A 22,406-nucleotide genomic window follows, 5' to 3' on the forward strand; every position below is an offset into this window, starting at 1 on the left:
GGCGGGTGGAGCACCAACCATCCGGTGCTGCGCGGCGCCGATCGCGCGATCGAGATCGCCGTGACCGATACCGGCATCGGCATCCCGAAGGACAAGCAGAAGCTGATCTTCGAGGCGTTCCAGCAGGCCGACGGCACCACCAGCCGCAAATATGGCGGCACCGGGCTCGGCCTGTCGATCAGCCGCGAGATCGCGCGCCTGCTCGGCGGCGAGCTCCAGGTCCGGTCGACACCGGGCAAGGGCTCGACCTTCACCCTGTTCGTGCCGCTCCAGGCGATCGCCCCGGTCACGCTCGCGCTCGAAACCAGCCAGGCCCGTTACGACAATAGCGGCGCGATGGTGCCGCCCGCGCTGCCCAGCACGTTCGACCTGAGCGACGATCGCGACGCGCTCGACGATACGCCGTTCGTGCTGATCGTCGAGGATGACCCGACTTTCGCCTCGATCCTGCTCGACGTCGCACACGGCGTCGGGCTGAAGGGTGTGGTCTCGGCCGCCGGCGCCGGCACGCTGGCCTTGGCGCGCAAGCTCCAACCCAATGCGATCACGCTCGATCTCGGCCTGTCGGACATCGACGGCTTCGTGCTGCTCGACCTGCTCAAGCACGATCCGCAGACGCGGCACATCCCGATCCACGTCATTTCGGGCGCCGAGAAACTGGCGCAAGCGATCGATCTCGGCGCCACCGGCGTGACGGAAAAGCCGGCCGACAGCGAAGCGCTGGCGGGCGTGTTCCGCGACCTCGCGGAGCGGATCGACAGCGGCAAGATCGTGGTCGAACTGGTCCCCGACGCCGACATTGCGCCGGGGGTCCGCACGGTGCCCGAACTGGCCGGCGCCAAGATCCTCATCGTCGATGACGACATCCGCAACATCTATTCGCTGACCAGCGTGCTGGAGAGCTATGGCGTCGAGGTGCTTCATGCCGAACGCGGGCGCGACGGCATCCTCATTCTCGAACAGACGCCGGGCATCGATATCGCGCTGATCGACATCATGATGCCGGAGATGGATGGCTATGAAACCATGAAGCAGATTCGCAAGCGTCCCGCGCTTGCCGACCTGCCGTTGATCTCCGTCACCGCCAAGGCGATGAAGGGCGACAGGCAGAAGTGCCTCGACGCCGGCGCATCGGACTATATCGCCAAGCCGGTCGACATCGACCTCCTGCTCGCCTTGCTGCGCGTCTGGATCTCGCGCTCGCGCGAAACGCAGCAATCGTCAGCGCCGATCGCCGCGGAGCAGCGCTGAGATGGCGCGTCGAGTCGTACCGATCTCCCCTACGATCGTCGTCAGCCCGGCGGCGATCGAGCCGTCCCATCCCCAGCCGCTGCCGGTCGAACCGGCACGCGTGCTGGTGGTCGATGACGACGAACGCAATTTGATCGCCATCACCAACGTCCTCGAAGATCTCGCCGAGATCGTCGTGGCGCGGTCGGGCGAGGAAGCGCTCCGGCATCTGCTCCGCGAGGAATTCGCGGTCATCCTGCTCGACGTCTATATGCCCGGTCTCGACGGCTATGAGACCGCGAAGCTGATCCGCGAACGCGAGCAGACGCGGCGCATGCCGATCGTGTTCCTGTCGGCCGTCAACAAGGAGATGGAGCATCTGCTGCGCGGCTATGCGATGGGCGCGGTCGACTATGTGTTCAAGCCGGTCGAGCCGACCGTGCTGCGCTCGAAGGTCGCGGTGTTCGTCGACCTGTTCGCGATGCGCAAGGAAATGCAGCGCAACGCCGAGGAGCAGCGGCGGCTGCTCGATGAGAACCTCCGCGCCAATGCCGAGCGGTTCCACGCCGAGCAGCAATTGCGCCTGGCCGAACAGCGCCAGGCGGCGATCATCGCATCGCTGCCGATCACCTTGTATCTCGAAGACGTCGGCATGGCCGAGCGGGCGCCCAAATATGTCAGCGGCAATTTCGAGGCGCTGACCGGCTTCACCCTCGAGGATATCCAGCGCTCGCCGGGGATCTGGCGCGAGCGGCTCCATCCCGAGGACCGCGACCGCGCGATCGCCGCCTTGGCGACCCGCGGCCAGGGCGGCGCGCATTCGGTCGAATATCGCTGGCGCTGCGCCAACAACGATTATCGACATTTTCTCGACCAGGCGGTGCTGGTTCGCGACGCCAGTGGCGCACCGGTCGAATATGCCGGTACGTTGCTCGATATCTCCGACCGGCGCGAGCTGGAAAGCCAGCTTAACCAGATCCGCAAGATGGACGCGATCGGCCAGCTGACCGGCGGCATCGCGCACGATTTCAATAATCTGCTCGCCGCCGTGCTCGGCGGCATCGGGATGATCGAGCGCCGGATCGAGTTGGAGCCGGATCAGAAGCGTCTGATCGACATGACGCGGCACGCCGCCGAGCAAGGCGCGGAGCTGGTGAGGCATCTGCTCGCTTTCTCGCGCCGGCAGAAACTGGAACCGGCCGCGGTCGACGTGACGATCCTCGAAGAAGCGGTGGGCAGCCTGCTCGCGCACACCCTGGGCGGTCGCGTCGAGTTGATCTGGAAACGCGAGGACGAGCTCGAAGCGGTGTTCGCCGATGCCGCCCAGCTCGAACTGGCGATCATGAACCTCGTCATCAATGCCCGCGACGCGATGCCCGAGGGCGGCACCGTGACCGTCGAGGCCAGCGGTCGCGACGTTCGCGTGTCGGAGGATATCGACGGCGTCCTGCTCGACCCGGGCCGCTACATCGTCCTGGCGGTGTCGGACACCGGCTGCGGGATCGATCCCGATCAGATCGAACAAGTGATGGAGCCCTTCTTCACGACCAAGGCGGTCGGCAAGGGAACCGGCCTTGGCCTCAGCATGGTATACGGGTTCGCCAAGCAATCGGGCGGGGCGATCCGGCTGACCAGCGACCTGGGCGTGGGGACGCGCGTCGAGATCTGGTTGCCCGCGGCCCCCGAGGACGCCGTCAGCAAGGCCCATGGCGCGGCGCCCGCCGAAAGCACGCACCAAGGTAAGCGTCGCGCGCTCAACATCCTGCTGGTGGACGATCATGACGGCGCCCGCACCGCGACCGCAGCGATGTTACAGGACCTCGGCCATCGCGTCTCCGAAGCGTGCGAAGGAGCCGCCGCGTTGGAGATGATCCGCAAGCGCCCGGCCGCGTTCGATCTCGTGCTGAGCGATTATGCGATGCCCCGCCTGTCGGGATCCGAGCTTGTGCGTCAGCTCCGCGCGATTCGGCCGACACTGCCGGCGGTGATCATCACCGGTTATGCCGAGCCGACCCTCGAGTTGGCCGAAGACGAGGTGCCGGTTCTCGTCAAGCCGTTCACCCCGGTGCAGCTCGACGCCATGCTGCATCAGGCAAGCAGTCAGCCGGCGGCGAATTGATGCTATAGGCGCAGGGTCGCACATTACGCTTTCAAAACGAGCCGGTAGCGAACAAGGTTTGGCGAACGGAGCCGAATGCCGCGCGCCGCCTGATACTGACGTGGCCCGGATAAGGGGACATTGAGATGAGCGACCTGCACCGACGATCGTTCATGACGGCATTGGCGGCAGTGGGCGGCGCGCTGCCCCTTGCCGCGCGCGCCCGCGCCGTTCCGCAAAAGGATGCGGCGACGATCGTGTCGACCTGGGATTTCGGCGCCGCCGCCAATGCCGTCGCCTTCGCCAGGCTCAAGGCCGGCGGGTCGCTGCTCGACGCGGTCGAGGCCGGCGCGATGGTGCCCGAGGCCGATCCGACCAACCATTCGGTCGGGCTGGGCGGCTATCCCGATCGCGACGGTCACGTCACGCTCGACGCGGTGATCATGGACGATGCCGGAGGGGTCGGCGCCGTCGCTGCGCTGGAGGATACCGTCCATGCCATCTCGGTCGCGCGCCGCGTGATGGAGAAGACGCCGCACACGTTCCTGGTCGGCGAGGGCGCCACGCGCTTCGCCCGCGACCAGGGCTTTCCCCAGCAATCGCTGCTGACGCCTGACGCGGAAAAGGCGTGGCGCGACTGGCTCAAGACCGCCGATTATCGGCCCGAGGCGAATATCGAGAACCGCCGCCCGCTGGGCGACGCGCGCGACCACGACACGATCGGCATCCTCGCGCGGAACGCGGGCGGCAGGCTCGCCGGCGCCTGCACGACATCGGGCATGGCGTTCAAGATGCGCGGGCGGGTCGGCGATTCGCCGCAGGTCGGCAGCGGCCTGTTCGTCGAGCGCGGCGTCGGCGGCGCGACCTCGACCGGAGTCGGCGAGGAAGTGACGCGGATCGCCGGCACCGCGCGCGTGGTCGCCTCGATGCGCGCAGGCCGCTCGCCCCAGGCGGCGTGCGAGGAAGTGGTGCGGCACATCGCGCAACTGCGCGGCGACGCCATTCGCGGCATGCAGGTCGGCTTCCTGGCGATCGACCCGGCCGGCCGCGTCGGGGCCTTCTGCCTGTTGCCCGGCTTCACCTACGCTGTCACCGACGCCGCCGGCCGTACCGTCGTCCATCCGGCCGCGTCGCTGTTCAAGAGCTGATGCCGTTGCTCGAAATCTGCGTCGACACGATCGGCGGGCTGGAGGCGGCGCGGCGCGGCGGCGCGGACCGCATCGAATTATGCGCGGCGCTCGCGCTCCATGGCCTGACCCCGCCGGCATCGCTGATCCGGGCGGCGTCGGCACAACCGCTGCCGGTCCACCTGCTCGCGCGGCCACGCGAGGGCGATTTCATCTATTCGGCGGCCGATCAGGCATTGGTCGCCGAGGACATCCGGACCGCCGCCGAGGCCGGACTCGCCGGCGTGGTGATCGGCGCGAGCGATGCGGATCGCCGGCTCGACACGACGGTGCTGGCGCGATGGGTGGATCATGCCCGCGCCCTGGCCGAGGCGCGCGGTACGCCACTATCGCTGACCCTGCATCGCGCGTTCGACCTCGCCCCCGATCTTCCCGCCGCACTGGAGACGGCGGTCGAGCTGGGCTTCGATCGCATCCTGACCTCGGGCGGCGCCTGGCGTGCTCCCGAGGCGACCGGCGTATTGGGGGACCTTCAGCGCCGCGCGGCGGACCGGATCGTGGTGATGGCGGGCAGCGGAATCACGCCCGATACGCTCCCGGCGATCATCGCTATCGGGATACGCGAATTTCACGCCTCGGGCCGCAGCCGACCGGTCGTCACCCCGCGCGCCGTACAGGACCTCAACTTCGATCCGATATCGCCGAGCGAAACGGACGCCGATGTCATCGCCCGAATGGCCGCGATGGTGCATCGATCCGTTGTGCGCTGATCGGCGGGCGGCCGCCCATCGCACACGGTCCGCAGGTCTATCGGTCCGATGATTCTCGCCCCGCGTGATCGGCGATCACCTGGGCGACGACTCCGGACACCTTCTTCCCCGTCGGAATATGAAGGAATTCGTTCGGTCCATGCGCGTTCGAATGCGGCCCGAGCACGCCGGTAATGACGAACTGGGCCTTGGGGAATTTCTCGCCGAGCATGCCCATGAACGGAATCGAGCCGCCCTCCCCCATCATCGCCATGCCACGCCCGAACGATGCCTCCGACGCGCGTTCCAGCGATGCCGCCAGCCAGGGCTGGAGCGGCGGCGCGTGCCAGCCCGCCGCCCCCTTGTGGCTGTCGAAGCTCACCCTGGCGCCATAAGGCGGGTCGCGCTCCAGCGTCCGCTTGACCAGATCGGTCGCGCTATCGGCATCGAGCGTCGGCGGCAGGCGCAGGCTGAGCATCACGCTGGTATGGGGTCGCAGGACATTGCCCGCGTTGGCGAGTGCCGGGATTCCCTCCACCCCGATCGTCGCGAGTTGCGGCCGCCAGGTACGGTTGAGGATCAGCTCGACGAGATCGTCGGAGGCCGGCTTCATCCCCGGCACGCACGGGAATTTGGAATAGATCTCGTCGCCAAGCGCCCGTGCCGCGACACCGGCCTGCTCGACGCGTTCGGCCGGGATGTCGGTATGGAGCCCTTCGAGCAGGATATCGCCGGTCGCCTGATCCTCGAGCCGCGACATCAGGCTGCGCAGCACGCGGAAGCTCGACGGCACGACGCCCGAGGCATCGCCCGAATGCACGCCCTCGGTCAGCACGTCGACGCGCAGCACGCCCGCCATCATCCCGCGCAATGAGGTGGTGAGCCAGACCTGGTCGTAATTGCCGCAGCCGCTGTCGAGGCAGATGACCAGCGACGGATCGCCGATCCGGGTCGCCAGATGATCGACGTAGAAAGGCAGGTCGTAGCTGCCGCTTTCCTCGCATGCTTCGATCAGGATCACGCAGCGCGCATGCGGCACGCCCTCCTCGGCGAGCGCCATCAGCGCCGACAGCGCGCCGAACATCGCATAGCCGTCATCGGCCCCGCCGCGGCCGTAGAGGCAGTCGCCCTTTAGCACCGGATCCCACGGTCCCAGCCCCTCGGACCAGCCCGTCATTTCGGGCTGCTTGTCGAGATGGCCGTAGAGCAGGATGGTGTCGTCGACCGTCCCCGGTAGCTCGATCAGGATGACTGGCGTCCGGCCTTCCAGCGTCACCACGTCGAGGCGCGATCCGGGCAGCTTGCCGAGCCGCGCCCGCGCCCAATCGGCCAGCAAGGAGACCGCCGCGTCCATGAAGCCCTGCGCCTGCCAGTCGGGATCGAACGCGGGCGATTTGTTGGGGATGCGGATATAGTCGACCAGGGCCGGCGTGATCGCCTCGTCCCACAGGGCATCGACATGACGTTGCAGGCGCGCGGCGTTGGCCATCGGAATCCTTTCGCTGACGCCCGACAGATACGTGTTGAAACGTGCGGAGTTCAATCGGGCAGATTCGACGTGGCCGCCTTGTCGCGCGGCGCCGATAACAGGAGCGCGAACGCGCGATCGAAGCGCGGTGCCGCCTCGTGAATCGCGCGCACGCGACGTCGGCGCGGGTCTTCCGGAGAGGTCAGACCTTCAATTTATAAAAGGCCGCTGCGTTGTTGAAGAAGATGTCGCGCTTCTGCCCCTCGGTCAGGAAGGTCGCGGCCTCGACATGCTCGACCGCCAGCCCGATCCCGTCGGGCCAGTACATATGATCGGAACCGAACATCACGCGCTTGCCGAACCCGGCGTCGACCAGCCGGCGCAGATAATCGTGGAACGCCGGAAGTGGCAGCAGCCAGGACAGGGCGCCGGTGTCGATATTGACGTTGTCGTAGAGCATCATCATCGCCTCCGCCTCCTCGACATAGGGCCAGCCGCTATGCATCAGGTTGACGCGCAGCTTGGGATATCGGTTGAGCGCGCCCTCGACCGTTTCGGGATGGCCGAACGCGGCGCGCGCCGAGCGACAGCACGGATCGAACGTCGTCCCCGCCGGCATGGTGCCGAGATGGATCGCGACGGGCACGTCGAATTCCTCGGCGAGTGCGAGATAGGGATCGTATTTGGGATCACTGATCGACAGGCCGGCATATTGAGCGGTCACTTCGCCCAGCACCTTGAGCTTGCCCGAGGCGAACGCGGCGCGCAGCGTGTCGAGCGGCGGCAGGGGGGTGTCCTCCGATCCGCGGATACCGGCGCCGGGGACGATGCGCGCCGGATCGCGATCGTGCCAGTCATAGACCGCCTGCAGCCGATCGCCGTCGCCGCCGCTGACCACGCCCTTGACGAGATTGTACGTGCGCATCTGCTCCAGGCACGCGGCGAGATGGTCGGCGCCGGTGACGATCGGGCTCTTCGCGCCGGTGATCGGATTCACGATCGGTACCGGAAGCTTCATCGCCGCCGGATAGGCATGCATATGGACGTCGATGATCGGCTCGCGCGGCGCGCCGGCGGCGGACAGCGTGCCGGGCAATGCGAGCGCCGCCACCGTGCCGCTGCCAATTTTCAGGAAATCCCTCCGCCCGATCTGCATCTCGATCATCCTTTCGTCGGCGCATGTCGTGCCGTGTCGCTTCGCTAGCGCCTGCGCCGTTCGGGCGACATGATCTCCGAGGTCATGGACCGATAAAAATGTGCCGCCTCCCCGCCCTTCCCGCTTGCAGCGTTTCGAGCTAGCAACCGGACATGTCCGAAGCCGGCTCCCCGCAAATCGGTCCCTTCATCCAGGCGTTCCGCAAGCGGCAGTCGCTGACGCTCGATGATTTGGCCAAGATGTCCGGCGTATCGCGGTCGATGCTGTCGCAGATCGAGCGCGGCCAGGCCAATCCGTCGCTGGCGACCGTTTGGTCGCTGGCGAGCGCGCTGCGCGTCGACATTTCCGAGCTGATCAGCGGCCATGCCAGCGATCTGCGTGCCAAGATCGAGGTCGCCTCGGCGTCGTTCACGCCCGAGATCAAGACCGACGACGGCCTCTGCACGTTGCGCATCCTGAGCCCGCCCGACCATGCCGAGCTCTACGAATGGTACGATCTGATCTTCCAGCCCCAGGGCTCGCTCGAATCGCAGCCGCACGCCAAGGGCATGCGCGAACATCTGACGGTGCTCGAAGGCTCCCTCGAAGTGACCGCGGGCGACGACGTGGTCGAGGTGCCCGAGGGTGCGACGGCGCGATATTCCGCCGACGTGCCACACACGATCCGCAATACCGGCCCCGGCCCGGCGCGCGCGTTGCTGGTGATGAAGAGCTAGAGTGGATTGCTGGGCAAACCTCTAGTTCGTCATGCCGGGCTTGTCCCGGCATCCACCGAGCGGCTGGCTGAGGAGGAAGAGGATAGAGGGCCGCGCCTGCGGCACGGTGGATCCCGGCACAAGGCCGGGATGACGATCGAGTAGAAGGCGCGGCGCGCAATCCCATTTCCGGGATACTAGACACTCATTCCACTATATCGTACTCCGCGTCCCACTAGGGAGACGGCGATGGACACCCGATTCTACGCACGACTGGCGGACGAGCTGCGCGAGATCGACGCCGCCGGGCTGATGAAGCCCGAGCGCGTCATCACCTCGCCGCAAGGCGGCACCGTCGAGATCGGCGGCCGCCGGGTGCTCAATCTGTGCGCGAACAATTATCTCGGCCTCGCCAGCGACCCGCGCGTGATCGAGGCGGCGATCGAGGCGACGCGGGCCTGGGGCGCCGGCCTCGCCTCGGTGCGCTTCATCTGCGGCACGCAAGGCATCCACAAGGAACTCGAGCGCGCGATCGCCGACTATCTCGGCTATGACGACGCGATCCTGTTCGCCGCCGCGTTCGACGCCAATGGCGGCGTGTTCGAGCCGCTGCTCGGCGAGCAGGACGCGATCATCTCCGACACGCTCAATCACGCCTCGATCATCGACGGCGTGCGGCTGTCCAAGGCCAAGCGCTACCGCTTCGCGACCAACGACATGGACGATCTCGAGCGCGTGCTGAAACAGGCCCGCGACGAGGGCGCGCGCACCATCCTGATCGTCACCGACGGCGTGTTCTCGATGGACGGCACGATCGCGCAGCTCGACACGATCGCCGATCTCGCGGCGCGCTACGAGGCGCTGACCATGGTCGACGATTGCCACGCGACCGGCTTCGTCGGCACCGAAGGCCGCGGCACGCCGACGCTGAAGGGTGTCGCCAGCAAGATCGACATCGTCACCGGCACGTTCGGCAAGGCGCTGGGCGGGGCGATGGGCGGGTTCATCGTGGCGAAGCAGGCGGTGATCGACCTGCTGCGTCAGCGCGCACGGCCCTATCTTTTCTCCAACGCGCTGACCCCGGCGGTGTGCGGCGCCAGCCTCGCGGCGATTGCGATCGCGCGTTCGGACGACGGCGAGGCGCGTCGCGCGCGAATCCGCGACAATGCGGCGCTGTTCCGCAACCGCATGGCCGCGGCCGGCTTCGACCTACTGCCGGGCGAGCATGCGATCATCCCGGTGATGCTGCACGAGGCGCCGGTGGCGCAGAAAATGGCCGCGGGGCTGCTCGACGCCGGCGTGCTGGCGAGCGGGTTCTTCTTCCCCGTCGTGCCCAAGGGCAAGGCGCGCATCCGCACCCAGATGTCGGCGGCGCTCTCCACCGAGGAAGTCGAACGGGCCGCGGGTATCTTCGCCGAGGTCGGCCGTAAATTGGGAGTGATCTGATGGACGCGCGCTTGATCGAGAAGCCCGAAGCCGCCGCGAGCACCGGCATCATGCACGCCCTCGCCAAGACCGAGAAGCGCGAGGGCATGTGGCGGATCGAGGCGCCGGTGCCGGCGCCGGGGCCCGAGGACGTGCTGATCCGGGTGAAGAAGACCGCGATCTGCGGCACCGACATCCACATCTACAATTGGGACGAATGGGCGGCGAAGACCATTCCCGCCCCGATGATCGTCGGCCATGAATTCTCCGGCGAGATCGTCGAGATCGGCTCGGCCGTCACCCGCGACCTCCACATCGGCCAGCGCGTGTCGGGCGAAGGCCATGTCATCGACTTCAACAGCACCGCCGCGCGCTCGGGCCGCTTCCACCTCGACCCCAATACGGTCGGTGTCGGCGTCAATCGCCAGGGCGCGTTCGCGGACTATCTGGCGATCCCGGCGTTCAACGTCGTGCCGCTGCCCGACGACGTCAGCGACGATGTCGGCGCGATCCTCGATCCGTTCGGCAACGCCGTCCACACCGCGCAGCAATTCGACCTGATGGGCGAGGACGTATTGGTCCCCGGCGCCGGCCCGATCGGTATCATGGCGGCGGCGGTCGCGCGGCGTGCCGGCGCGCGCACGGTGGTCATCACCGACGTCAATCCGTTCCGCCTCGACCTCGCGACCAAGCTCGCCGACGTGCGGCCGGTCAATGTCGCCGTCGAGGATCTGCGCGACGTGATGGCGTCCGAAGGCGTGGAGGATGGGTTCGGCGTGGCGCTCGAAATGTCTGGCTCGGTTCCGGCGATCCGCCAGGCGATCGACGCGCTGATGATGGGCGGCAATCTGGCGATGCTCGGCATTCCCAGCCTGAGGATGGAGGTCGCCTGGGGCGACATCATCCTGAAGGCACTGACCATCCGCGGCGTCTATGGACGCGAGATGTTCGACACCTGGCGCAAGATGTTCGGGCTGATCCGCAACGGCCTCGACCTGACGCCGCTGATCACCCACCATTTCGCCGCGGCCGATTTCCAGCAAGGCTTCGACGCGATGCGCTCGGGCGAGTCGGGGAAAGTCGTCCTCGACTGGTAAAGGCGGCGTTGGCGTCGGCGACGGCCCCCCACGGCAGGACGATCGCACCTGGCCGGAACGCGACGGGCGTCGTTACGCCTGGTTCGACGCCCCGCCGCCGGCGCTTCTGTAGCGCGCCGGACTGGTGCCGAAATGGCGGCCGAAGGCGCGGGTGAAGGCGGCGGTGTTGCGATAGCCGACGCGATAGGCGATCTCGTCGATATTCTTGTCGCTGCTCAGCAACAATTCGGAGGCCGCGGCGAACCGCGCCTCGGCGATCGCATCGCCGACGCTGCATCCATAGATCATGCGGAAACCGTTGGTCAGCTTGACGCGATTGACCCCGCATTGCCGCGCGATCGACTCCAGCGACAGCGAGTCGCCGGGACGTTCGGCGATGATCCGCTTCGCGTGGACGATCCGCTCGGTGTCGGCGCTCGACAGCCGGCAATGGTCGGTCGTCGCAATCAGATCGTCCGGGCCGAGGCCGATAACGCCGCACAATAATTCGGCGCATTTCGCCGCGAGCGACAGCCGGCGCAGCACGCCGGCATCCGAACAGGCATGGATCGCCGCCAGGATCGAGCGCAGGCGCGGCGGCAGGTGATAGCTGATGCCATCGGCCAGATGCATCGCCCCCAGCCGCGGCAAGACGTCCCGGCGCAAGAGCAAGGTGAGATAGGGCGCGCCGGCATCGCGGAGCACACGGGCACGCTGGTCGAAACGCACCGTGGCGATTCCGTTCCAGCCGGGCATCGCGAAATTCAGGCTCTGCGCGGCGGCACGCTCGGGCGCGATGTCGGCGGTCGCGGATCCAAGCAGGGCGCTGACCCCGTCGAAAACCGACAGGCGCTCGACTCCCCGGTTGGACGCGAGCGGCAGGGCGGTCGGCCAATCGCGACGCGCCTCGACGACGCCCGGCGATGCCGCGGTCTGCGGTTGACGAAGCTCGAAAGCACCCATGGGTCGCCACACTGGACTTCGGCGAATTTGCCGGCAATGTGAAATATCACCGCTTTGGATTGCAAAAATGCAGCGCATCAACTGGAACGACATTCAGGACTTCCTGACCATCGCGCGCGCCGGGCGGCTGGCCCGTGCCGGCACGCTAGCGGGCGTCGACGCGACGACGATCGCCCGGCGGCTGCGGCGGCTCGAACGCCGGCTGGGCCAGACGCTGTTCGAACAAACGCGCGACGGGCTGGTGCTCACCGCGGCAGGCGAAAAGCTGCAGATCCAGGCCGAGGCGATGCAGATCGCCGCCGATCGCATCGCCGACACGCCCGATGACGGCCGCGCGCTCACCGGCCTGCTGCGGGTGAGCGCGTCGGAGGGTTTCGGCACCTGGTACATCGCGCATCGCCTGCGCGATTTCGCCGCCAGTTATCCGCGGCTCGTCATCGACCTGGTCGCGAGCAGCGGCTTCCTCAATCCCTCCAAGCGCGAGACCGATATCGCGATCATGCTCAGCCGACCGACATCGGGACCGCTGGTGGGCAGCAAGCTGACCGATTACGATCTCGGCATCTATGCAGCACGCAGCTACCTCGAGCATCACGAAGCGCCGCGCACGCGAGAGGACCTTGCCCGCCACGATCGCTTGGTCGGCTATGTGCCCGAGCTGCTCTACGCGCCGCAACTCAACTATATCGACGAACTGAACCCGACGCTCGAAGCGACGATCCGCAGCACGAGCATCAACGGCCAATACCGGCTGATCGCCTCCGGCTGCGGGATCGGCGCGCTTCCCCATTTCATCGCGCGGACCGACGACACGCTGGTGCGACTGATGCCGGAGATCATGATCCGGCGCTCGTTCTGGATGGTCGCCCATCGCGACACGCGCGAATTGCGCCGCGTGCGCGAGTTCCAGGCGTGGCTGACCGCGGGAGTCAAGCGCGACCGCCGCTGGTTCCTGATCGACGGCTGACGCGGTCCGCGTCGATATCGTCGGAGGCGCAATCGGATCGCGCGATCTCGCTCCCATAGCTCGGTGAAACCCTGCCATAGACGCGGCGCATAGGACTGCAATCGGGCCCGTGCGCGGCGCTTTTCGATGCTTCTAGCTTCGCCGCATGAAGCTGCATCTCGCCTTGCCGGCCGTCGCCCTGCTCGCCCTTTCGGCTCCGCTCGTCCCGGCGCTCGGCCAGCGACCGGCGGCCGATGCTGCCGCCGGCCAACCGGATGACGCGCTCGCCGCCAATCTCGCGCTTCCTTTCGCCAGCGACCTGACCGGCGCGCCCTCGGCGCCGGTGTTCGTCTGGATCGAGGACGTGGCGGGATCGCGCAATATCTGGGTCGGCGGTGCCGACATGCCCGCGCATGCGCGCACGAGCTTCGTCGGCGACGACGGCGTCGAAGTGTCCGAACCGCGACTAAGCGCGGACGGCCGCCGCTTGCTGTTCGTGCGCGGCGGCGACGCCGAATTCCCGGAAGGCAGCGCGCCCAATACCGGGATCGCGCTCGAGACGCCCGAGCAGACCATCTTCGTCGCCGACGTCGCCGGGGCCGAAGCGCCGACCAAGGTCGGGCTGGGCCATGGCGCGGCGTTCAGCCCCGACGGCGGGCAGATCGCCTTTACCCGCAAGGGCGAGCTGTGGCTGTGGAGCGGCAAGAACGCGGCGCGACGCCTCGCCACCGTCCAGGGCACGATCTCGGACATCCAATGGTCGCGCGACGGCCGGCATCTGCTGTTCGCCGAGCAGCGCAGGGGGCACAGCTTCGTCGCGCTGCTCGACATCGCCGGGCACGCGTTGCGCTATCTCGGCCCGACCCTGGGTCAGTCGAGCGACCCGGTGTTCTCGCCCGACGGCACCCATGTCGCCTTCCTCCAGTTCCGCGAACCGCCGGCCGACGTGCCGGACAGCAGCGCCTCGTTCTGGTCGGTGCGCGTCGCCGACCTGGCCGACGGCGGCGTCCGCACGCTCTGGACCGCGCCCGCAGGCGAAGGCGGCCGCTTCGCGGGCACGCGCGGGCGCAACCTCTATTGGACCGCATCGGGCGATCTGCTGTTCCCCTGGGAACGGACCGGCTGGATGCACGTCTATGTCCTGCCCATCGCGGGCGACGGCGTGCCGCGCGACCTGACGCCCGATGCCAATGAAGTCGAGAATTTCACGCCCACCCCCGACGGCAAGGCGATCGTCTATTCGGCGAACGCCGGCGATCTCGACACCCGCCAGCTCTGGCGCGTCGCGACCGCGGGCGGCAAACCGGCGCGGCTGACCCCGGACGATGTCTTCGCCTTCCGCCCCGTCTTCGGCGGCGACCGATTGGCGGCGACCGCGACCGATGCCCAGCGGCCGGCGCACATGGTGCTGGTCGACGGCCTGAAGCCGCTCGGCCCCGAACCGGTGGTGGCGTCCTATCCGAAGCCCGAGGTGATCGTCTTCACCGCCGCCGACGGCATGAAGGTCCATGGCCAGTTATTCCGCGGCAAGGGCGCCGGTCCGCATCCCGCGCTGATCTTCGTCCACGGCGGGCCGCGCCGCCAGATGCTGCCGGCGTTCAACCCGATGCATTATTATTCGAACGCCTATGTCCGTAACCAGCAGTTCGCGGCGCTCGGCTACACCGTGCTGTCGGTCAATTATCGCAGCGGCACCAATTACGGCCATGCCTTTCGCGAAGCGCCGGAGATCGGGCGCAACGGCGCGTCCGAATATCGCGACGTGCTGGCCGGCGGCCAGTGGCTGGCCAGGCAACCCGACGTCGATCCCAAGCGCGTGGGCATCTGGGGCGGGTCGTGGGGCGGCTATCTGACCGCACTGGCGCTGGCGCGCAACAGCGACCTGTTCGCCGCCGGTGCGGATTTCCACGGCGTCCACACCCTGGTGCGGCCCGGCGACGCGGCGCTTTCCCCCGACGCCGAGCTCAAGGCGCGCGAGAAGCAATGGCAATCCTCGCCGATGGGATCGATCGAGCGCTGGCGTTCGCCGGTGCTGATCGTGCACGGCGACGACGACAAGAATGTCGACCACGAGCAATCGCTGCTGCTCGCCCGCGAACTCACCGCGCGCGGCGTGCCGTTCGAGGAAATGAGCCTGCCCAACGAGCGGCACGAGTTCTTCCGCTACCGCGACTGGCTGGCGAGCTATCGGGCGACCGAGGCGTTCTTCGGGCGGGTGCTGAAGGGGAAGTGAGGGACTGACCAAATCCTCCCCGGAACGGGGAGGGGGACCGCGCGGCGTCAGCCGCGTGGTGGAGGGGGCCTGCGACCCACTAACCTTCTGGCTTACGGCGCGTTCGTCGTGGGCCCCCACCACCAAACCGCGTAGCGGGGGGGGGGTGGCGGGGGTCCTCCCAGCTACGTCGCTTGCCGCCCACCCCCTCCACCAAGCCGCTGCGCGTCTTGGTCCCCCTCCCCGTAAACGGGGAGGATTTTGTTCACCCTAAACCGGCATCACCGTCGTGCGCGTCACCGCCTGCGCATCGACCGCGGCCTTGCTGAACCACAAGGTGTGCGTGTTCGCCGTCAGCCAGTCCTGATACCAGTCGCGATAATGCGGCGAGCGTGGGTCGGCCGACTGGCCTGGCAGCAACAGCACGCGCGAATTATCCCAGGCGCCGACATCGGCGACGAGCAGATAGCTGGCGCCGTGCATCACGTTGAAATTGCCGCGCCCGATGTTCACGCCGCGCGCGCAGACCGTATAGCTGTCGCCGCCCGATCGGCCGCCGTCGATCTTGGGGAAAGCGGCGGCGATCTCGGGCGACCTCGACAACGGGTGGGCGATCGAGACCTGGTGGAGGTCGCCCCAGCGCCATTGCGCCGGATCGGGCCCGGCCAGCTCGACGGCTTTCGTCCATCCGGCGGCCAGCGCCTTGTCGAGCAAAGCGTCGCGCGCCGCGGCGGGATCGTCGCCGAGATATTTGTCGGGTTTGGCCAACAGACGCAGCATCTCCGACAAATTCATGGTCTTGATGAGGTCGTGAGCGGCCTTGGGAATGACGCGGTCGCGGAACGCCGCCGACAATTCGGGCATGACCAGTTCGTAGAGCAACGCCGCCGCGCTGTCGGCGGCGATCCCGCAGTCCCATTGTCGCAACAGCGCGGCCGCCGGTGCCGCCTCGGGCGACACGGTGGCGGGCAGCAATTTGACCAGCGCGCGCGCCGGCAATGACTGGAAGTCGTGCTGGAGCGCGACGCTGTCGGCGACCCGGTGCTTGGGTTGCGCGCTCAGCACTTCGGCGATGCGGTCGTGGCGGTAGGAATCGCTCCAGCTGAAGCTGATCTTGCGCTCCTTATAGGGATAATCCGCCGGCAGGTTCATTTCATTGGCAGAGGCGAACCACCCCTGTTTGGGATTGTAGATATGAGGCATCTCGTCGACCGAGAGGATGCCGTTCCAGTCGTAGCTGCCGTCGCCCGGCGCGGGAAAAAGGCCGTCGTGCTTCGGCCGCCGGGGAACGAAGCCGGATGCATGCCAGCCGGTATTGCCATGGATGTCGGCGTAGTGATGATTGGTCGGCGAGACGTGGATCTTGTACGCCTCCCGCAGCGAGTTCCAGTCGTGCGCCAGATTGATCGCGATGATCGCGAACCGCATGTTGGCGCCGGGCAGCAGCGCCACATTGGCCTGCACCACCGCGCGATGCCGCGCCGGATCCTCCGAAATGACCGGCCGTCCCAGCGAATAGCGCAAGGTGACGCGTTCTGACGCGCCATCCTTGACCGCGACCTCCTCCTCGACCGTCTCGAATCGCTTCCATTGGCCGTCGTGCCAATATTGTTCGGGGTCGTCCTCCTTGGTGCGGAGAATGAACAGGTCGGTCTGGTCGATGTGGAAATTGGTCCGGCCGAACGCGAAACGATCGGTATGCCCCTGCATGATTCCCGGCAAGCCGGGGTCGCCGCCGCCGATGACGTCGAGCCCGGGCGCGGTCAGATGGGCGATGTGGCGCGGACTGAGCCCACCGATTCCGAGATGCGGATCGTTGGCAAGGATCGGGCGGCCGGTCGCGGTGCGGCTGCCGGCGACGGTCCAGGCGTTCGATCCTTGCGCGATGCGGTCGATGCGGTCGAGCTCGCGGTCATAGGCGGCGATCTTCTTGCCGAACGGCAGCGGCTCGGCCTTGGCCCGCAAAATACCGAGATCGGCCTCGCTGACCGCTGCGCAATCGAGCCCGTCAGGCACGGTGAACCGCCAGGCCGGCCGCAGCGGGTCCATGAAACGGTCGTATTCGAGCAACCCGCGCGCTTCGAGCTGCGCATGACGCACCTCGTCATCGGCATCGCCCATGCCGCCGCCGCGCATCACCACCAGGTCGCGCACGTCCCAGCGCAGCGGCGTGATGCCCAAGATGCCGTATTCCAGCGGAAGCTGACTGGGATCGGCCTCCAGCTCGGCGATGCGTGCGTTGACCCCGGCGACGTAGCCGCGCGCGCAATCCAACACCTCGGGCGGCAGCGACTTGAGTTCGGCGTCCACGTCGCCGTGATAATGGAACAGCCGCGCCGACCGGTCGGCCGCCACGTAGCGCGGGCCGAACGCCTCGGCCATGCGGCCCATCTCGCGGCGATAATCCCAATCCATCTGGAACATGCGGTCGCGCGCGACGACATAGCCCTGGCCGAAAAAGGCGTCGTGCTTGGACTGGGCACGGATGTGCGGCACGCCCATCCGATCCTCGAGAATCTCGATCGGCGCGCGCGCGCCGGGCAAGCGGATCGTGCGTCGCCCCATTTTGCCGACCTTTTCTATCGGGCGCGCCATGCCGGCGCCAGCCAAGGACAGCATCGCCACCGATGCCAACAGGAACGCGCGCCGCTGAATCATCAAGGCCCCTCTATCGCCACCACGATGACCGCGGACCCTATCGCAGCGACGCAGACGCGGCACATAGCAAGCCGAATATGGTCCATAACCGGGAGCTATCGCGGCCGCACCGGGCATTGTTCAGCCCTGCCGCAAGACTGGCCGATGCTCCATTCCCTCTGGCTATACCCGAACAAAATCATAGTAGGCCCGGTCATATTGACCCCCTTTGGGTGCCCTGTAACTTTCCGTCTCGGAACTGACATGATCCGCCGACAAGCGGGCGGTCGCTCCTTCAAAAGGCAGGGATGACGGGAAGAATCGGGCCCAGCGGCCTTTCCCGAACAACCCGTCGAAAGATGACAGGCAGGAACTCATGCGCTGCCCCACGCGGCCGCATGATTGGATGTACGAAATCGGGTGTCGGCGCCACGCATGTCGGAAGGGTCCTTCCGCGCCAACCCGATCGCAAGGCAAAGGGTTTTTCAGATGGTGAATTTCGGGCGACTTCATTCGCGCAACGGCCGCTATTACGCGGCAGGCCTCGCCATGACGGCCCTGGCGATCGTGCAGGCATCGCCGGCCTTCGCGCAGAGCACGCCGGCCGCGCCGCAGGATGCCCAGGCGGCTCCGCAGAACGATCAGGCAACGTCGGACCCGACCAAGGGCGACATCGTCATCACCGGTTCGCGCATCGTGCGCAGCGGGTTCCAGACGCCGCAACCCCTGACGGTGATCTCGCAGAAGGAAATCGAGACGCAGTCGCCGACCAACAACCTGGCCGATTTCGTCAATACCCTCCCCGCGCTCGCCGGATCGACCAAGCCCGCCAATTCGCGCCTCAACCTGTCGAGCGGCCAGGCCGGCATCAACGCGCTCAACCTGCGCAATCTCGACAATTCGTCGACCGGTACGCGCACGCTGGTGCTGATCGACGGCCGCCGCTCGGTCGGCTCGACGGTCAACGACATCGTCGACATCAACACCATCCCGCAAGGCCTGGTGAAGAGCGTCGAGATCGTGACGGGCGGCGCCTCTGCGGCATACGGCTCGGACGCCGTCGCCGGCGTGGTCAACTTCATCCTCGACAAGAAATATGAAGGCCTCAAGGTCTCCGCCGACAGCGGCGTCACCACTTATGGCGACGGCGGCAATTATTCGGCCAGCCTGACCGCCGGCACCGGCTTCGCCGGCGGCCGCGGCCATATCCTGTTCAACGCCGAAGTCGCGCATCAGGACGGCATCTTCAGCGTCGATCGCGCGTGGAACGCGACCGGCTATGTCTCGATCCCCAATCCCGCCTGGGTGGCGGGCGATGCCACCGCGCCGCGAAATCTGACGACGCTGCGTCAAGTCGGCGCTGCCAACTCGACGCCCGGCGGCCTGATCACTGGAAATGCTCCCGTGGGCGGTTTGACGCCAGCGCAGACCGCCGCGTTCACCAATAATCTCCGCGGCATCTATTTCGGCCAGGGCGGGTCGGTAAACCACTTCAATTTCGGCACTTACACCTATCCGGCGATTACCGGCTCGTCTGGTCCGTCGCTGACCCAGGGTGGCGACTGGCAAGTCAACGATTCGGGCCGCCGTATCGGCCTGATGCCGGCGGACAACCGCTATGGCTTCTTCGGCCGCCTGAGCTACGATGTCGCGGACAATGTCGAGATCTTCGCCGAAGCGTCGTACAATCGCGAGAAGTCGGTGTTCAACGCCGGCCCGAACCTGTCAACCGGCATCACTTATCAGGCGGACAATGCCTATCTGATCCAAGAACTGGGTCTGGCGGCGCTGACCAATGTCAAAACCGTCACGGTGGCCACGACGGCCGCCGACCTGCCCTATCGCGGCGTCAACAACGAGCGAAAAGTGCAGCGCTACGTGATCGGCGCCGACGGCCAGTTCCAGGCCTTCGGCAAGGCGGCGCATTGGGATATCTATGCCCAATATGGCCGCGCCGACATGCGCGAGCAGCTCACCAATATCATGAACACGCAAAACATGCTGAACGCGACCGACGCGGTGTTCGCCCCCGCCGGCAACGCGCTCGGCGTGCCGGCCGGGACGATCGTGTGCCGGTCGACGCTGACCAACCCGACCAACGGCTGCATTCCGCTCAACCGCCTCGGCATCGGCGTCGCCAATCCAGCTGCCTTCGCCTATGTGCTGGGCAATCCCGAACGCGACGAGATCGCCGAGCAGAAGGTCGCCGGCGCCAATCTGTCGCTGACGCCGTTTCGCACCTGGGCGGGCGATGTCAGCGTGGCGGTCGGCGGCGAATGGCGCGAGGAAAGCATCAAGGGCTTCGTTCCGCAGAAGTACCAGCCCATCATCAACCGCGATGCAAACGGCGTTGCGACTTCCACGACGAACCTGTGGTCGGTCGGTAACTATCTACCGACCAACGGCCGCTACAATGTGAAGGAAGCCTATCTCGAAACGGTCGTGCCGCTCGGCCTCGGGCTCGAGTTCAATGGCGCAGCCCGCGCGACCGATTATTCGACGTCAGGCTATGTCACCACCTGGAAGGCCGGCCTGACGTGGCAGCCAATCCGCGACATTCGTTTCCGGGTGACCCGGTCGCGCGACATCCGCGCGCCCAACCTGAGCGATCTCTACCAGAGCGGTGGCTCCAACAGCGACTCGGTCCACAACCCGTTTTATGACCTGGATCCGGTGCATAACCCCCAGGCGAGCTACGGCTATTCGGCGACGGTCGTCGGCAATCCCAACCTCAAGCCCGAGAAGTCGAATTCGTGGAACATCGGCGCGGTCATCACGCCGCGGTTCCTCAAGGGCTTCAATGCCTCGATCGATTACTTCCGGATCGAGATCAAGGATGCGATCGGCTCGTTCGGCGCGCAGGACATCATCAACCTGTGTTCCCGCGGCAATCAGGATTTCTGCGCCGCCTACACTGTCGATCCGAACAATACGCAGAGGTTGTTGTTCCGCACCCAGCCGTTCAATTTCGCACGGCAGCTCGTTCGCGGGATCGACTTCGAGGCAGCGTATCGGGTGCCGCTTGGTAGCGTGAGCGCCTTCACCCTTCGCGGCACGGCCACCGAGTATCTCGACAATCTGCTCTATACCGGAATCCAGGGAGCGGTGACCACCAACACCGCGGGCGTGAACGGTGGCCAGGGCAGCACACCGCGCTGGATCTTCCACTTCAGCGGCACGCTGGACCTCCCCACCACCTCGATCACGGCAGTGGCGCGCGGCGTCAGCTCGGGCAAATATTCGGCGAGCGGCATCGAGTGCACGTCCGGCTGCCCCGTCTATAGCAGCGCGGCCCCCACCTATGACAACAACCACGTCTCGGGCCTGTTCTACGTCGACCTTAACCTGACGCAGAACATCAAGATCAACAGCAAGTCCGACGCGCAATTCTTCGTCAATGTGACCAATGTGTTCAACCGCTGGCCGCTGCTGGTTCCCGAAACCGGCCTCGCCGCCAACACCACTTACTCCGATATGCTCGGCCGCACTTTCCGTGCGGGCGTGCGGATCAAGCTGCGCTAACCCCTTCCCAAGCGTAGCGATCCAGGGCGTCGTGCGGCCGCCCCGCACGACGCCTTTTCTTTTGGAGACCACCGCACCGGCACGACTTTCGCGCAATGTTGCGGTTATCGCCCACCGCTCATAGGCTTGAGGATCGATCGCGAGCGCCGCGAGCACGCGATCAAAAGGATCGACCCATGAATCTGCGCCAGCTCGAAGTCTTTCACGCCGTCTATCTGCACGGCACCGTCAGCGCGGCGGCGCGGTCGCTCAACGTCTCGCAACCCTCGGTCACCAAGGTGCTGCGCCATGCCGAGGATTCGATCGGCCTGCCGCTGTTCGAGCGCGCGCGCGGGCGGCTGATCCCCACCCAGGACGCGCGCGCGCTGTTCGCGGAAGTGTCCGACATCCAGGATCGCGTGCGCTCGCTGCGCCAGGCGTGCCACAACATGCGGCTCGGGCGCGGCAGCCTGCTCCGCATCTCGGCGCTTCCCTCGCTCGGTCTGGGCGCGATCCCCGAAGCGGTCGCCCAGTTCATGCGCGGGCACGAGGACATCCTGTTCGACCTGCAGACGCTCCACCACGACGAGATGGTGCGCAAATTGTACGAGCGCGAAACCGATATCGCGATCAGCTATGAAGTGCCCCCCGCCGCCCCGGTCGGACACCAGGTGATCGGCGAAGGCGAGCTGGTCGTCTTCTATCGCGAGCAGGACATGCCCGACGCGCCGGCGCGCATCCACCTCGCCGACCTCAGGCCCTACAAGTTCATCAGCCCGGTGCAATCGGGACCGATCGGGCGGATGCTGTCGAGCGAATTGAGCCATCTCGACGTCGTGCTCGACGAAGCGGTGTCGGCGCGCACTTATTATGTCGCGGCGGCGCTGGTCCGGGCCGGGGTGGGCATGGCGATCATCGACAATTTCACCGCGCACGCCTCGCTCGGGCCCGGCCTGTCGGCGCGCCCGCTGCAACCGGCGATCACCTTCGATATCAATGCGGTCTATCTCCAGAACCGGCCGCCGACGCACACCGCGTCCGAGTTCCTCGACCTGCTGTCGGGCGTCATCGACGAGCTATAGCCCGGCGCTATAGGGCCCGTGGCGTTATGTATTGGGGCGTG

15 protein-coding genes are annotated in these 22,406 nt (G+C 66.7%); 11 read left to right on the forward strand and 4 right to left on the reverse strand.

What is annotated here, in order from left to right; all coding sequences use genetic code 11:
• From ACTHJR_RS11425 to ACTHJR_RS11440, 4 genes are all read left to right on the forward strand, one after another.
• The coding region (locus ACTHJR_RS11425) for a response regulator (RefSeq protein ID WP_440523312.1) at positions 1-1,251 on the forward strand (1,251 nt) is incomplete at its 5' end.
• Position 1,252: 1 nt separating this feature from the next.
• Positions 1,253-3,349, forward strand: coding sequence for a response regulator (locus ACTHJR_RS11430; RefSeq protein ID WP_440523314.1), 2,097 nt, complete (start codon positions 1,253-1,255; stop codon positions 3,347-3,349).
• Positions 3,350-3,474: 125 nt separating this feature from the next.
• Complete coding sequence (locus ACTHJR_RS11435) at positions 3,475-4,476, forward strand: N(4)-(beta-N-acetylglucosaminyl)-L-asparaginase (RefSeq protein WP_440523315.1); 1,002 nt, start codon at positions 3,475-3,477, stop codon at positions 4,474-4,476.
• On the forward strand, positions 4,476-5,225 hold the full coding sequence (locus ACTHJR_RS11440; protein ID WP_440523316.1) for a copper homeostasis protein CutC: 750 nt from the start codon (positions 4,476-4,478) through the stop codon (positions 5,223-5,225). Before ACTHJR_RS11435 ends, ACTHJR_RS11440 begins: the two co-directional genes overlap by 1 nt.
• Positions 5,226-5,262: 37 nt before the next feature.
• Here the strand turns inward: ACTHJR_RS11440 and ACTHJR_RS11445 are convergent, their stop codons facing one another.
• Together ACTHJR_RS11445 and ACTHJR_RS11450 are read right to left on the reverse strand one after the other, a co-directional pair.
• Positions 5,263-6,747, reverse strand: coding sequence for a M20 family metallopeptidase (locus ACTHJR_RS11445; protein ID WP_440523317.1), 1,485 nt, complete (start codon positions 6,745-6,747; stop codon positions 5,263-5,265).
• 127 nt (positions 6,748-6,874) lie between these two features.
• Positions 6,875-7,828 (reverse strand): amidohydrolase family protein, encoded by a 954-nt coding sequence (locus ACTHJR_RS11450; protein ID WP_440523318.1) that lies wholly within the window; start codon positions 7,826-7,828, stop codon positions 6,875-6,877.
• A gap of 152 nt (positions 7,829-7,980) precedes the next feature.
• Between ACTHJR_RS11450 and ACTHJR_RS11455 the strand changes: the two genes are divergently transcribed.
• From ACTHJR_RS11455 to tdh, 3 genes are all read left to right on the forward strand, one after another.
• Entirely contained in the window at positions 7,981-8,544 is a 564-nt protein-coding gene (locus ACTHJR_RS11455) for a helix-turn-helix domain-containing protein (RefSeq protein ID WP_440523319.1), read from the forward strand.
• Positions 8,545-8,772: 228 nt separating this feature from the next.
• Entirely contained in the window at positions 8,773-9,969 is a 1,197-nt protein-coding gene (locus tag ACTHJR_RS11460; protein ID WP_440523321.1) for a glycine C-acetyltransferase, read from the forward strand.
• On the forward strand, positions 9,969-11,045 hold the full coding sequence (gene tdh, locus ACTHJR_RS11465) for an L-threonine 3-dehydrogenase (RefSeq protein ID WP_440523323.1): 1,077 nt from the start codon (positions 9,969-9,971) through the stop codon (positions 11,043-11,045). Before ACTHJR_RS11460 ends, tdh begins: the two co-directional genes overlap by 1 nt.
• Before the next feature lie 72 nt (positions 11,046-11,117).
• On the opposite strand, the gene ACTHJR_RS11470 is transcribed toward tdh, so the two are convergent.
• Positions 11,118-11,987, reverse strand: a complete 870-nt coding sequence (locus ACTHJR_RS11470; protein WP_440523324.1) for a helix-turn-helix domain-containing protein — start codon at positions 11,985-11,987, stop codon at positions 11,118-11,120.
• Between the two features lie 67 nt (positions 11,988-12,054).
• Here ACTHJR_RS11470 and ACTHJR_RS11475 point away from each other — a divergent pair, with 67 nt between their 5' ends.
• Complete coding sequence (locus ACTHJR_RS11475) at positions 12,055-12,954, forward strand: LysR family transcriptional regulator (protein WP_440523325.1); 900 nt, start codon at positions 12,055-12,057, stop codon at positions 12,952-12,954.
• A 145-nt stretch (positions 12,955-13,099) separates the two neighbouring features.
• The gene (locus tag ACTHJR_RS11480; protein ID WP_440523326.1) at positions 13,100-15,166 is read left to right on the forward strand and encodes a S9 family peptidase; all 2,067 of its coding nucleotides are present in this window, start codon (positions 13,100-13,102) and stop codon (positions 15,164-15,166) included.
• A 249-nt stretch (positions 15,167-15,415) separates the two neighbouring features.
• On the opposite strand, the gene ACTHJR_RS11485 is transcribed toward ACTHJR_RS11480, so the two are convergent.
• Positions 15,416-17,803, reverse strand: a complete 2,388-nt coding sequence (locus ACTHJR_RS11485) for a penicillin acylase family protein (RefSeq protein WP_440523327.1) — start codon at positions 17,801-17,803, stop codon at positions 15,416-15,418.
• 468 nt (positions 17,804-18,271) lie between these two features.
• Between ACTHJR_RS11485 and ACTHJR_RS11490 the strand changes: the two genes are divergently transcribed.
• Positions 18,272-21,304 carry a TonB-dependent receptor plug domain-containing protein gene (locus tag ACTHJR_RS11490; protein WP_440523328.1) on the forward strand — a complete coding sequence of 1,011 codons (3,033 nt, stop codon included), beginning with the start codon at positions 18,272-18,274 and terminating at the stop codon, positions 21,302-21,304.
• Positions 21,305-21,480: 176 nt separating this feature from the next.
• Positions 21,481-22,365 (forward strand): LysR family transcriptional regulator, encoded by an 885-nt coding sequence (locus ACTHJR_RS11495; protein ID WP_440523329.1) that lies wholly within the window; start codon positions 21,481-21,483, stop codon positions 22,363-22,365.
• Positions 22,366-22,406 lie beyond the last annotated feature (41 nt).

Origin of the sequence: Sphingomonas sp., from assembly GCF_051962185.1 — a bacterium.
GTDB lineage: Bacteria > Pseudomonadota > Alphaproteobacteria > Sphingomonadales > Sphingomonadaceae > Sphingomonas.